Origin of the sequence: Streptomyces sp. SLBN-8D4, assembly GCF_049739545.1 — a bacterium.
Classification (GTDB): domain Bacteria; phylum Actinomycetota; class Actinomycetes; order Streptomycetales; family Streptomycetaceae; genus Streptomyces; species Streptomyces canus_C.
In genome coordinates this window covers 5,534,885-5,546,825 of sequence record NZ_JBMGQC010000001.1, presented here as the reverse complement: position 1 = coordinate 5,546,825, position 11,941 = coordinate 5,534,885, and the positions used below count along the sequence as shown (strand labels likewise).

Here is an 11,941-nt window from a genome sequence, read left to right as displayed (position 1 = left end):
GTCGTACAGGTCACCGGGGCGGTGACCGCACGAGGACTCGGTGGACAGGGCAGCCGCTCAGCCGCGTACCACTCAGGCTGCGAGGCCCGAAAGCAAGGCGCCCGATCTGATGCGGGACCCGGTCCGGGGGTGCGCAGGCTGGTCGAGAAGCTGTTGGAGGTGTCGAGGCCGAACGCGGGCGCGGAACAGGCTGATCCGGCAACGCCCACCGGCGGGGGCGGGCTCTGGTCTCACCGACGGTGAACGGCGCCGTCGTCGTCGTACGCAAACCAGGGCCCGGGCTTCGGCAGAGCTGCGCGCCCACGGGCCGCAACACTTGCCGACCGGAGCGGCCGAGAACCGACGGGGCCAGGGCCGGGCTGACGATCGCGCCGGTCCAGGCACAAGCCATCCAGGCGCGCCCGGAACAGATCTCCCTTGCCCGACGATGCTCCGCCCTGTCCCGAGTGCAGCAGCCCTGTTGTCGCGCGGCCTGGTGCTCGCCGGGCAGGGCGACGACGGCCGACGGAGCTGCCGGACTTCGTGGCGGTGCACATGTAGTGGCAGTAGGCGGACCGACCAGGCGATCCGTTGGAGGTCTGCCCAGCATCGGAGCTGTTTCGCTGACCTCCAACTCTGACATCAACAGGGCCGGACGGCGGCATACAGCGACATCTTCGGACGACCGTCGGACTGTCAAAGGCCCCGGACCATGATCGGATGTGGATGTTGTCCTCCCGCCCGTACCGGAGCCCGCCCGTGGGGCTTCGACCCGGACTCGTCCAGGCAGGTCCACCAGGGCCGGACGGCTCGACCTGTCAGGCCGAGGCAGTCGCTCAGGGCTGCGGCTACCGTCGCGCGGAGAGCAGATTGCCACCGGAGGAGGAACGACGATGGCCGGCACCGAAACGCTCGACCGCAGCACCTGGGAGACCGCCCTCAATCAGGTGACCGAGGAACACCAGGGGGAGTTCGTAACCATCGAGGTACTGGACCCCGAAGTCGGGCACCAGTACGAAGCCAACCGGCTGCCCTTCGCCACCATCGTGTACGACGCGAAGGACGACGTAGTGGCCGTCTCCGTCGGCGGACGGTCGCCGCGCCACCCTGTCGTCCTGCGGCACCTGGTGGGGCACCCCAGGGAGATCGACGTCGCCACGCAGGACATTCCCGAGCCGGCGGTCCGGACAGTCGACAAGGACGGCACCGCCACGCTGATCACCTTTTTCTCCCAGGAGTCCGGCACGGAGTCCTGACCCCTGAGGCGCGCCCGCCGCCGGCAGCCGTCACGGCACCTCGTATGACCAACCCATTGGTGATCACTAGATGGGTGACGGGCCGACTTGGGAATCCAGTGATCGTTTCAGGATCCTTGTGGTGGGGTGTGGGGTGGCTCTGAGCTGGAGTTTCTACGGAGCGCCGTGCAGCCCGCCGTTCGCCATCACCGGGCTCACGCTCCACCTGCTGGTGCCCGCCGTCGCACTGGTCCCGGAGGTGATCCAGCGGCTGTGACCAGCCGTCAGCCCCTCGCGTCGCCACTCGTCAGGATCACCAGCCGCTGCGTCGCCCTGGTCATCGCCACGTACCGGTCCACCGCTCCCTCGACGCCCTCGCCGAAGTTCTGCGGGTCCACGAGGATCACCAGGTCGAACTCGAGGCCCTTGGAGAGGGCCGGGGTCAGGGAGCGGACCCGGGGAGTCGGTGCGAAGTCGGGGGCTCCGATGACGCAGGCGATGCCTTGCGGGTGGTGCTCGAGCCACGTGTCCAGCACCGACGGCAGGTCCGTCACCGGGCCGTACATCACCGGGGTGCCGGTGCTGCGGATCGACGTGGGGACGTTGGCGTCCGGGAGGGCCGCGCGGATGACCGGCTCGGCCTCCTTCATGATCTCTTCCGGGGTGCGGTAGTTGATGCTGAGGGAGGCCATCTCCACGCGGTCGAGGCCCACCCGCCGCAGCCTCTCCTGCCAGGACTCCGTGAAGCCGTGCCTCGCCTGGGCACGGTCGCCGACGATGGTGAAGCTGCGGGACGGGCAGCGCAGCAGCAGCGTCTGCCACTCCGCGTCGGTCAGTTCCTGTGCCTCGTCGACGACGACGTGGGCGAACGGGCCGGCGAGCAGGTCCGGGTCGGCGACGTGCAGGGCGGACTCGTCGACCAGGGCGTGGTGGAAGTCCTCGCCGCGGAGCATCGTCACCAGGCCCATGCCGTACTCGTCGTCGGCGACCGCGCTCAGGTTCTCCACGACCGTGGTCATGCGTTCGCGTTCGGCGGCGACGGTGGCCTCGTTACGGCGTCTGCGGCGCGAGATCTCGGGGTCGCCGAGCCGCTGCCGTGCCGCGTCCAGGAGCGGCAGGTCGGACACCGTCCAGGCCTGGCCGTCGGCGCGCTGCAGAGCCCGTACCTCGTCGCGGTCCAGCCAGGGGGCGCACATCCGCAGATAGGCCGGGACCGTCCACAGGTCCGAGACCAGGTCGGCCGCCTCCAGCAGCGGCCACGCCCGGTTGAAGGCGGTGAGCAGTTCACGGTTCTGGCGCAGCGACTTGCGCAGCAGCGCCTCCGGGGCGTCGCCCTCGTGCCGGTCGACCAGGATCGTGAGCAGCTCGTTCCAGACCTGGTCGCGCGCGTCGTTGTGCGGGGCGCCCTCCGCCGCGTCGAAGGCCTCGGCCCAGTCGGCGGCGGTCAGCGGGATGTCGGACCAGTGGGTGGTGACGGTCATGCCCTCGGTGGGCGGCTCCTCGTAGAACCGGACGGCCCGCTCGATCGCCTTCACCAGGTCCGCCGACGACTTCAGGCGGGCCACCACCGGATCGGTCTCGACCCCCGCCGTGGCTCCCTCGGCCACGAGGTCCCTGAGGACGCAGGTCTGCACGCCCTCCTCGCCGAGGCTGGGCAGGACGTCGGAGACGTAGGCCAGGTAGGGCCGGTGCGGGCCGACGAACAGCACGCCGCCGCGGCGGTGCCCGAGGCGCGGGTCGGAGTGCAGGAGGTAGGCGGAGCGGTGCAGGGCGACGACGGTCTTGCCGGTGCCGGGACCGCCGTCGACGACGAGCGCGCCGCGTGATCCGGCGCGGATGATGGCGTCCTGGTCGGCCTGGATGGTGCCGAGGACGTCCCGCATCCGTTCCGAGCGGTCGCTGCCGAGGCTGGCGATGAAGGCGGACTGGTCGTCGAGCGAGGCGCGGTGCCCGGCGAGGTCGTCGGCGGCGAACACCTCGTCCCAGTAGTCACTGATCCGGCCGTTCGTCCAGCGGTACCTGCGGCGGCTGGCCAGGCCCATCGGGTTGGCGTGGGTGGCCCCGAAGAACGGCTCGGCCGCGGGGGAACGCCAGTCGACGAGCAGCCTGCGGCCCTCGCTGTCGGTGAGACCGAGCCGTCCGACGTGCACGGGCTCGGTGTCGTCCGTGCCCACCATGTGCCCGAGGCACAGGTCCAGGCCGAAGCGGCGCAGGGTGCGCAGCCGGGCGCCGAGGCGGTGGACCTCCGTGTCCCGGTCCATGGCTTCCTGGCCGATGCCTCCGGGCGCCCGGAGGGTGGCGGCGAGGGTGTCGGACAGGTCGGCGATCGTCTCTTCCAGGCACCGCGCGATGGCCGCGAAGTGTTCCTCGTCGGCGGCGATCAGCGTCGGGGCGGCCTTGGCGGCAAGGCGCTCGGGAAGGTCGAACACGCGGGTGGGCAGGGAATTCAAGTCAGCAGCTCCGATGAGAGGTCATTTTCTACGACCACGAGGGACGAACGGTCCGGGCCGGTAAGTGTGCGCCCGCACCGGGGCCTTGCCGCAAGCCCCCCGGTGCGCTATACGTTGAAAGTGGCAAGGAGTGGAATCACCTCCTTGCCTTTGCTGTGTCCCCCTCCGAATCGGACCGCGCCGGGCACCGCAGCCCGCCTCCGCCGGACACGTCATCCTTCCTCAGTATGGACCACTGGCATCGCACACCCTCCGGAAAGCCTTCGAAACATTCGAAAAATGAAGGGGATTTACGATCTTCCACCTCCGCGATCTTCCGAAAGATTTCGGCGATTTCCTCAGGTGAGAGGGATCTCGAAGCATTCGAAACATCTGCCGAAAGTGTTGACGCTTGACAGGGTCAGACCAAAACTGTGGGGCATGACTGACACACCCGCACACCCGACGCGCCGCAGTGTCTGCGGCCTCCTGCTCGCCACCGGGGCCACCCTGGCCCTGCCCGGTACCGCCGAGGCGGCCACGGTCATCACCACGAACCAGACCGGGACCAACAACGGCTACTACTACTCGTTCTGGACGGACGCCCAGGGCACGGTCTCCATGACCCTGAACTCCGGCGGGAACTACAGCACTTCCTGGCGCAACACCGGCAACTTCGTCGCCGGCAAGGGCTGGAGCAACGGCTCCCGCAGGACCGTGAGCTATTCCGGCAGCTTCAACCCGTCCGGCAACGCCTACCTGGCCCTCTACGGCTGGACCTCGAACCCGCTCGTCGAGTACTACATCGTCGACAACTGGGGCACCTACCGGCCCACCGGAACGTACAAGGGCACCGTCACCAGCGACGGCGGGACGTACGACATCTACCAGACCACCCGGTACAACGCCCCGTCCGTGGAGGGCAACAAGACCTTCAACCAGTACTGGAGCGTGCGGCAGTCGAGGCGGACCGGCGGTGCCATCACCACCGGCAACCACTTCGACGCGTGGGGCCGGGCCGGCATGCCGATGGGCAGCTTCAAGTACTACATGATCCTCGCGACGGAGGGTTACCAGAGCAGCGGCAGCTCCAACATCACGGTGGCGTGATGAGGGCCCGGGCGTACCTGCCGTTACTGGCCGCCGCCTCGCTCGCCGCGGCCGGCACCCTCACCGTCCCGGCCGCCGCTGCCCCCGCGCAGGCCGCCGCCTGCTCCGGATACGTCGGCCTCACCTTCGACGACGGCCCGGGCAGCGGCACCACCACCCTGCTCAACTCCCTGAAGCAGTACGGCCTCAGGGCCACCATGTTCAACGAGGGCCAGTACGCCGCCGCCAACCCGGCGCTCGTCAGGGCCCAGGTCAGCGCCGGGATGTGGGTCGGCAACCACAGTTACACGCACCCGCATCTGACCCAGCAGAGCCAGGCGACCGTCGACTCGGAGACCTCCCGCACCCAGCAGGCGATCGCGAACGCCGGCGGTGGCACACCGAGGCTGTTCCGGCCGCCGTACGGCGAGACCAACGCGACGGTGAAGGCCGTGGAGGCCAAGTACGGGCTCACCGAGGTCCTGTGGCAGGTCGACTCGCAGGACTGGAACAACGCCGGCACCGACGCGATCGTCGCGGCGGTCGGCCGGCTCACCAACGGCCAGGTCATCCTCATGCACGACTGGCCGGCCAACACCCGCGCGGCGATCCCGCGCATCGCACAGACACTGGCCGCCAAGGGGCTGTGCCCCGGCATGATCTCGACCCAGACCGGCCGCGCGGTGGCGCCGGGCTGAGCCACAGCCATGACAGTACGGCCGCAGCAGTACGGCCACAGCAGTCCGGCCACGGCATTCCAGCCGCGGTGAACCGGTCTCGGCGCGGCGGTCTTTCCCCCTTGGACCGCCGCGCCGAACCCGGGTCACCGGAACCCTGTGCGGCACGGCGGAACTCCTGTGGGCGAAGGCCGGTGACTCCGTTCGGCTGTGAATGCCGCGATTTTCCCGTGGGGGCCCGGCATTGGCGCAATCATGTGCGGCAGGTGGGGCGAGCACGTCCCACCGAACGCCATTCGCGTGTCAACTCACACGATCCGCCGAGTACTTGACGCGCCATCGCCGCACGTCATCCGGAGGGATACCGCAGCCATGGCCACTCCCCTGTCCGCCGCGAAGATGCTCGCCGCACTGAAGGCCGAGGGCCTCACCGTGCACGAACACGCCGGCTGGAAGACCCACAACCGCGACGCCGCGTCCGGCAGGGCCTTCGGCCCCGTCATCGGGGTCCTGATCCACCACACCGGCGGTCTCGACGACAAGGAACTCTGCTTCAAGGGCAGATCCGATCTGCCCGGGCCGCTGTGCCATGCCTGGCTCGGCAAGACCTCCGGACTGTGGATGATCGGCAACGGCCGTACCAACCATGCCGGTTACGCCGACATCGATGTCCTGAACGCGATCCGTGCGGAGAAGCCGCTCCCGCACGACGACGTGGCGACGGCGGACGGCAACGACTGTCTGTACGGCCTGGAGATCGAGAACCGCGGCAAGGGCGGGGACCCCTACCCGGCGGCGCAGTACCGGCAGGCCGTGCTGTGGGCGGCGGCGATCTGCCGGGCGCACGGCTGGAGCGAGAAGTCCGTTGCCGGGCACAAGGAGTGCCAGCCGGGGAAGATCGACCCGAGCTTCGACATGGACGACTTCCGGGCCGCCGTGAAGAAGCAGCTGGCGGCCGGGGCCGGCAAGCCGCAGCCGTCGAAGCCCGCGGGCAAGCCCCGCGTGGACCTGTCCCGGCTGGTGACGGCCGCGAAGACCGACCCGGAGCCGAGCAGGGCCACGTCAGCTACATGGCCGGCACCAACCTCACCGAGGCCGCCCTCGTCGAGCTCGGCTACCTCTCCCGCGCCTACGCGGGCGACGGCTCCTTCGGCACCACCACCATCGCCGCCTACGCCAAGTGGCAGAAGCACCTGGGCTACACGGGCGCCGACGCCAACGGCATCCCCGGCAAGGTCTCGCTGTCCCGGCTGGGCGAGCGGACGGGGCTCTTCACGGTCGTGGCCTGAGCGGTCCCGGCCTGCCCCACCCCGGCCCGGCCCGCCACCGGGTTGCGGGCCGGGCCGGTCCCTGCGGTACTGGCTGTATCTCCCGAACCGTCGCGGAGTCCTGTCTACAGGACCTACAGGACCTACAGGACCTCGGGCAGAGGAGGCACGGCATGGCCAGACATCTGGTGGTCTGCTGCGACGGGACCTGGAATCGCGCCGATCAGTCGCACAAGACCAATGTGGCCAAGGTGGCCCTGGCCGTACGGCGACGCACCGCCGTCGGCACCGAACAGCGGGTGTACTACCACAGCGGGGTCGGTGCCCAGCGGCCGGAACGGCTGCGGGGCGGCGCGTTCGGCCTGGGCCTGTCGAGGAACGTGCTCGACGCCTACCGCTTCCTCATCCAGACCTACCAACCCGGCGACAGCCTGTACCTGTTCGGGTTCAGCCGGGGCGCGTTCACCGCGCGCAGCCTGGCGGGGCTGGTGCGCAACTGCGGCATCCTGCGCCGGGAGCAGGCCGACCGGATCGGCGAGGCGTGGGCGCTGTACCGCAGCCGCACCAAGCAGCCGACCAGCGTGGCGGCCACCCTGTTCCGCCAGGCCTACGCCCACGAGACGGAGATCCGCTTCGTCGGCGTCTGGGACACGGTCGGCTCCCTCGGCATCCCGGTCCCGGCCCAGTTCCTGCGCCCGCTCGTCAGCCGCTTCAACAAGCACTGGGCCTTCCACGACACCGACCTGAGCACATGGGTCAACGGTGCCTTCCACGCCCTGGCCATCGACGAGCAGCGCTCCGCCTTCCCGCCGACGCTCTGGCACCAGCAGAAGGGCGCCGCCGAGCAGGGCCAGGAACTGCGGCAGGTCTGGTTCGCCGGGGTGCACACCGACGTCGGAGGCGGCGAGGCGGACTCGGGGCTGTCCGACCTCACTCTGCTGTGGATGGCCGGGCACGCCACCCGGTACGGCCTCGAGTTCGACACCCGGGTCCTCAGCGAGAAGGGGCCGGACGAGATGAAGCCGGACAGGAGCGCCGACTTCGCCGTACGCCCGGACCCGTTGGGCGCGCGGCACTGTTCGCGGGTGAAGTTCTACAAGGTGTTCCGGGTGCTGGACCGGCCCATCGGTCAGGCGGAGGAACCGAGGGACCCGAAGAAGCCGAGGGCGCCCGAGGACCACGTCCTCGACGGGTGCGAGTACCTGTCCGACTCCGTCCTCGCGCGGTACGAGCTCAAGAGCGACTACCGCCCTCCGGAGCTCGACGAGTACTTCGCAATCTTCGGGGAGGCCCGGCGCATCGAGCACGCACCGCTCCGGGTGGCCGAGCCCGCCCCGTACAGTGCCCCCGTGCCGACCGTGGAACCCTGCCCCGTCTGCGACGGGCCGTTGACGTCCGGCGGCATGCTCCTGGTCCGCCGCGAGGACGACGGCCTGCGCGCCTGCCGCACGCTGTGGCGCTGCGCCGAGGGGCACCTGTGGTGGCGGTGGGCCGACCGCCCCGGAAAGCCGCTGGAGGAGTGTCCGTATCCGAAGGTGTTCCGGGGCATGTTCCAGGGCTGAGGAACCCGTACAGATTTCCTGTACGGGTGACAACGGGTGAACGTACGTCCCGTAATGGGGAGTTCACCGGCATGAGCAACAAGAGCCTCAGTACGCGGCGCCGGAAGAACGCGACCGCCGTGAAGATGGTCGGGTCTCTCGTCGGCACCTTCCGGCGGGCGGCCGGTCTCACTCAGCGGGCCCTCGCCGACGAGGTCGCCGTGGACGAGGAGACCATCGCCTCCGTCGAACAGGGCAGGCGCACGCTGAAACCGGACCTCGCGGCCCAGCTCGACGAACTCCTCGACACCAAGGGGGCGTTGTCGGTCGCGCTGGAGAACATGCCGGAGATCGACCTCTTCCCGCGCTGGGCGGAGGAGTACATCGATCTGGAACGGGAGGCGCCGGCCCTGTCCTGGTACGACAACCAGGTCCTGCCGGGCCTCCTCCAGGGGCGGGCGGTGCTGTATCTGCGGACGGCGGCCGGAGAGGGACTGGTGGCGGCTTCGGGGGCCGGAGCCGGGGATTCACCGAGCGGGGTTAGCATCCGCTCATGACGACTACAGATGGTTCCTCCCCCCTCGGCGTCGAGATCGGGGCCCTCACGGGCGGCTCCGCCGACCTCGCCCAGTACGCCGGCAAGGCCGTCCTCATCGTGAACGTGGCCTCCAAGTGCGGGCTCACCCCGCAGTACAACGGGCTGGAGAAGCTGCAGGAGCGGTACGCGGAGCGCGGCTTCACCGTGCTCGGCGTGCCCTGCAACCAGTTCCTCGGACAGGAGCCCGGCAGCGCCGAGGAGATCGCGGAGTTCTGCTCGGCGACGTACGGCGTGACCTTCCCGCTGACCGAGAAGGTCGAGGTGAACGGTGAGGGGCGGCACGCGCTGTACGAGCGGCTGGTGGGCTTCGCCGACGCGGAGGGGCACAGCGGGGACATCCGCTGGAACTTCGAGAAGTTCCTGATCGGGCGGGACGGGGAGGTTGTGGCGCGGTTCTCGCCGCAGACGGAGCCGGAGTCGGACGAGGTCGTCACCGCCGTGGAGGGTGCGCTGGCGTAGCGGCTGCGCGACCGGCCCCCACCGGCCGGCACCCGACACAACCCCACGGCCAAAGCGCCGCAGGCCCCCTCGGCAAGGACGGCGATCTGGTCGAGAGGGCTCTGTGGTGGTGCTTGTGCAGTTGTAGTGGTGTGGCGTGGTGTCACACCTTGACCGAGGCCACGAAGGCACTCCACGCCTCGGCGGGGAAGGCCAGCTTCGGCCCCTCGGGGATCTTCGTGTCGCCGAGTTCGAGTGCTTCCTCCTCGGTCGACCTCACCATCAGGCACGCCCCGTTGGCGTTGGTGTAGGTGGAGGTCGTCCATGTGTCCAGGGTCCCCAGACGAATTGCCATATTCGCTCCGTAGCCAGATGCGCAGTGTTCGGATTACGCCAACCTTTACTGATCGTTGGCGTGATCGACGCTACTCGCCGGCCCCCTCTTTCGGAGCAGCCATTCACTCTTACGGCGGCATATTCCAAGGGACTCTTCCAGAGGGACGAGGCCGGGGTGTACTATCCGGCCCGCCCTGTCCGGAAGCGCCTCAGAAGCGCCTCAGAAGCGCCTCAGAAGCGCTTCACCGCGCATACTCCCGGGCGTACTCCTTGGCGATGTCCTCGATCAGCTGACGCGACTGGTCGACGTTGAGCGCCTGCGCCCTCAAGTGCTCGTACATCACGGTGTACTTCTGCACGTCGTGCGCCTTCTCCAGGTACAGGTCGCTGGTGACGCCCTCGATGTACACGACGCTGGAGTCCGCCGCGTCCGAGAACTCCAGGATGGAGTACTGCCCGCTGAGCCCGGGATGGGCCCCGACGTCGAACGGCAGCACCTGCACGGTGATATGGGGCTGCTGGGACATCTCCACGAGGTACTCCAGCTGCTCGCGCATCACCTGCCGGCTGCCGACGACCCGGCGCAGGGCCGCCTCGTCCAGAACGACCCACAGCCGCAGGGGATCCCGCTCGGCCGCGACCCGGCTCTGCCTGCGCAGCCGTACCTCGACGCGCTTGTCGTTCTCCGTCTCCGTCGCCTCCGGCGCGCCGCCGCGCACGATGGCCTCGGCGTACGGCCGGGTCTGCAACAGGCCGGTGATGATCTGGGGTTCGTACACGCGCAGCGACTCGGCGTCGGTCTCCAGACCGATGTAGACGCTGTACGGGATGTCCCCGAACGCGTGCCACCAGCCCTGCTGCCGCGAGTCCTTGGCCATCTGCATCAGGGACTCGACGACCCGCTGGTCCTCGACCTCGTACACCCCGCACAGGTCGCGGACGTCGCGCTGGCTGATGCTGCGCCGGCCGTTCTCCAGCCGGCTGATCTTCGACTGCGACACGAGCAGCCGCTCCGCCACCTCTTCGGCCGTCATGCCCTTGAGCTCACGGAGCCTGCGCAGCTCCTGGCCCAGCCGGCGCCGCCTGACGGTGGGATTGACATTGGACGCCACGGGACGTGCACCTCCGGCTGCGTGCCTCGTTCTTGACTTTGCGTATCTGCTGTTGAGCAGACTGCCACCAAGGTGCTCATTACCGCTGGGAAACGGTGTATATGCGCTGCGTACACGTCAGTCCGGGACCATTTGGTGCCGTGGAGTGCGGGCGGACCCGAACATGCGGCCGCGCGGGGCGGCGGAACCCGGCGACGCCCGGTGTACGGACGTACGGTTCCGTCGCCCCGCGCGGACCAGCGGCTCCCGAACCGGGTCTTTGGGGACTGACGGTGCGGCGGCTGAGCGGTACGTGGTGCGGGTCGTGCGTGGTGCGGATCGTGCTGCCGGCGGTGCGTGCCGTGGGACTGCGGCTCAGTGAGCCACGGCGCGCGCCATCGGTCCTCGGCGCGGTTGCATCGGAACGCCACGAGCGGGTTCCGGCGCGGGCCTGGCTCCGGGGGCGGCCTGACGGCCGGCCGGTGCCGGGCTACGACGTGGCTGTGCGGCCACGCCGTTCTGGACGTCCATCACGGCGTGCGCGACGAGTCCGCCCATCGGGTCGTGCCTGATCAGGTCCCGCAGCCGGGAGCGCGAGGAACGTCCCTCGTTGCCCGGATACAGGTGCTTGCCGAGGCCGACCGCGTGTGCCAGGGCGGCGAGCGCCGCGGTCCGCGGGTCCGGCGGTACGCCGGTGCGGATCGCCGAGTCCAGTCGGGACTTGATCTCCCGGCTGATCTCGTTGTCCGTCGCCTGGTAGCGGGTCGTCGGCAACACCCCGCACATCTGACCCGCCACGGCATGCACCATGCCGCACCGCTCCAGATGCGAGAGGTAGGTCTGGCGGAGCCCAAGGCGCGGCCCGCCTATCCAGTTCACTGCCCGCACGGGAGCGCCACGCCTTCGCAGCAACTCCAACGCGCAGTCCAAAGTCGGATCTCCTGTCGGCCGTGGGGCTACCACGGCGATACGATCCCCGTCTGGGGCTATCCGTCCGGCCAGCGCCAGCTCCACTAGCTGCGCTCCGGCCAGACCGAGGTCGAGCGACTGCGGCTGTGCGGTGGTACCCGTGGTCGGGTCCAACGCCAGCAGCAGAAGCTCCTCCGGAAGTGTTCTGCGGCTCCTGCCCATCCATGCCTCCCCGCGTGGATGAAAGACAGGGTGACCCCTCTCACATTGGTCTGTCGAGGGTGCGTGACCTGTTTGTAGTGGAACCGGTAGGTATGTCGTTCTCGTCTACCGCTTGAGGCAGGGCCACAC

General features: G+C 69.3%; 13 protein-coding genes and 1 pseudogene. 9 read left to right on the top strand and 5 right to left on the bottom strand.

Annotated elements, in window-relative coordinates:
• Positions 1-872: 872 nt before the first annotated feature.
• Together RKD20_RS25220 and RKD20_RS25215 are read left to right on the top strand one after the other, a co-directional pair.
• Positions 873-1,235, top strand: a complete 363-nt coding sequence (locus RKD20_RS25220; RefSeq protein ID WP_424879699.1) for a DUF5335 family protein — start codon at positions 873-875, stop codon at positions 1,233-1,235.
• 133 nt (positions 1,236-1,368) lie between these two features.
• Positions 1,369-1,491: a hypothetical protein gene (locus tag RKD20_RS25215; protein ID WP_424879698.1), complete on the top strand. Its 123-nt coding sequence runs from the start codon at positions 1,369-1,371 to the stop codon at positions 1,489-1,491.
• 7 nt (positions 1,492-1,498) lie between these two features.
• On the opposite strand, the gene helR is transcribed toward RKD20_RS25215, so the two are convergent.
• Positions 1,499-3,664, bottom strand: coding sequence for an RNA polymerase recycling motor ATPase HelR (gene helR, locus RKD20_RS25210; protein WP_424879697.1), 2,166 nt, complete (start codon positions 3,662-3,664; stop codon positions 1,499-1,501).
• Positions 3,665-4,084: 420 nt separating this feature from the next.
• Here helR and RKD20_RS25205 point away from each other — a divergent pair, with 420 nt between their 5' ends.
• The 3 genes and pseudogenes from RKD20_RS25205 to RKD20_RS25195 form a co-directional block, all read left to right on the top strand.
• Positions 4,085-4,753 (top strand): glycoside hydrolase family 11 protein, encoded by a 669-nt coding sequence (locus tag RKD20_RS25205; protein WP_359433240.1) that lies wholly within the window; start codon positions 4,085-4,087, stop codon positions 4,751-4,753.
• Positions 4,753-5,430: a polysaccharide deacetylase family protein gene (locus tag RKD20_RS25200; RefSeq protein ID WP_424879696.1), complete on the top strand. Its 678-nt coding sequence runs from the start codon at positions 4,753-4,755 to the stop codon at positions 5,428-5,430. The genes RKD20_RS25205 and RKD20_RS25200 overlap by 1 nt, the downstream gene beginning before the upstream one ends.
• A 234-nt stretch (positions 5,431-5,664) precedes the next feature.
• Positions 5,665-6,255: pseudogene (locus RKD20_RS25195) on the top strand (peptidoglycan recognition protein family protein); the annotation flags it as partial.
• Here the strand turns inward: RKD20_RS25195 and RKD20_RS25190 are convergent.
• Positions 6,195-6,470, bottom strand: a complete 276-nt coding sequence (locus RKD20_RS25190) for a hypothetical protein (RefSeq protein WP_424879695.1) — start codon at positions 6,468-6,470, stop codon at positions 6,195-6,197. The pseudogene RKD20_RS25195 and the gene RKD20_RS25190 sit on opposite strands and share 61 nt — an antisense overlap.
• A 9-nt stretch (positions 6,471-6,479) precedes the next feature.
• Here RKD20_RS25190 and RKD20_RS25185 point away from each other — a divergent pair, with 9 nt between their 5' ends.
• The 4 genes from RKD20_RS25185 to RKD20_RS25170 all read left to right on the top strand — a co-directional run bounded on the left by RKD20_RS25185 (position 6,480) and on the right by RKD20_RS25170 (position 9,275).
• Positions 6,480-6,698, top strand: coding sequence for a hypothetical protein (locus RKD20_RS25185; RefSeq protein ID WP_424879694.1), 219 nt, complete (start codon positions 6,480-6,482; stop codon positions 6,696-6,698).
• Positions 6,699-6,850: 152 nt separating this feature from the next.
• Entirely contained in the window at positions 6,851-8,239 is a 1,389-nt protein-coding gene (locus RKD20_RS25180) for a DUF2235 domain-containing protein (protein WP_424879693.1), read from the top strand.
• Positions 8,240-8,310: 71 nt separating this feature from the next.
• Positions 8,311-8,775 carry a helix-turn-helix domain-containing protein gene (locus RKD20_RS25175; protein WP_424883314.1) on the top strand — a complete coding sequence of 155 codons (465 nt, stop codon included), beginning with the start codon at positions 8,311-8,313 and terminating at the stop codon, positions 8,773-8,775.
• On the top strand, positions 8,772-9,275 hold the full coding sequence (locus tag RKD20_RS25170) for a glutathione peroxidase (protein WP_359433251.1): 504 nt from the start codon (positions 8,772-8,774) through the stop codon (positions 9,273-9,275). Before RKD20_RS25175 ends, RKD20_RS25170 begins: the two co-directional genes overlap by 4 nt.
• A gap of 142 nt (positions 9,276-9,417) precedes the next feature.
• Here RKD20_RS25170 and RKD20_RS25165 read toward each other — a convergent pair whose 3' ends face one another.
• The 3 genes from RKD20_RS25165 to RKD20_RS25155 form a co-directional block, all read right to left on the bottom strand.
• A complete protein-coding gene (locus RKD20_RS25165) occupies positions 9,418-9,609 on the bottom strand; it encodes a DUF397 domain-containing protein (RefSeq protein ID WP_007382715.1) in 192 nt (63 codons plus the stop codon).
• A 223-nt stretch (positions 9,610-9,832) separates the two neighbouring features.
• Positions 9,833-10,702 (bottom strand): helix-turn-helix domain-containing protein, encoded by an 870-nt coding sequence (locus tag RKD20_RS25160; protein ID WP_020121688.1) that lies wholly within the window; start codon positions 10,700-10,702, stop codon positions 9,833-9,835.
• Positions 10,703-11,056: 354 nt separating this feature from the next.
• Positions 11,057-11,812: a GOLPH3/VPS74 family protein gene (locus tag RKD20_RS25155; protein WP_057608460.1), complete on the bottom strand. Its 756-nt coding sequence runs from the start codon at positions 11,810-11,812 to the stop codon at positions 11,057-11,059.
• Positions 11,813-11,941 lie beyond the last annotated feature (129 nt).

Coding starts and splice junctions, on each gene's coding strand:
- RKD20_RS25205 (WP_359433240.1), top strand. CDS start 4,085: ATGACTGACACACCCGCACACCCGACGCGCCGCAGTGTCTGCGGCCTC.
- RKD20_RS25180 (WP_424879693.1), top strand. CDS start 6,851: ATGGCCAGACATCTGGTGGTCTGCTGCGACGGGACCTGGAATCGCGCC.
- RKD20_RS25155 (WP_057608460.1), bottom strand. CDS start 11,812: ATGGGCAGGAGCCGCAGAACACTTCCGGAGGAGCTTCTGCTGCTGGCG.
- RKD20_RS25185 (WP_424879694.1), top strand. CDS start 6,480: ATGGCCGGCACCAACCTCACCGAGGCCGCCCTCGTCGAGCTCGGCTAC.
- RKD20_RS25175 (WP_424883314.1), top strand. CDS start 8,311: ATGAGCAACAAGAGCCTCAGTACGCGGCGCCGGAAGAACGCGACCGCC.
- RKD20_RS25170 (WP_359433251.1), top strand. CDS start 8,772: ATGACGACTACAGATGGTTCCTCCCCCCTCGGCGTCGAGATCGGGGCC.
- RKD20_RS25165 (WP_007382715.1), bottom strand. CDS start 9,609: ATGGCAATTCGTCTGGGGACCCTGGACACATGGACGACCTCCACCTAC.
- RKD20_RS25200 (WP_424879696.1), top strand. CDS start 4,753: ATGAGGGCCCGGGCGTACCTGCCGTTACTGGCCGCCGCCTCGCTCGCC.
- RKD20_RS25220 (WP_424879699.1), top strand. CDS start 873: ATGGCCGGCACCGAAACGCTCGACCGCAGCACCTGGGAGACCGCCCTC.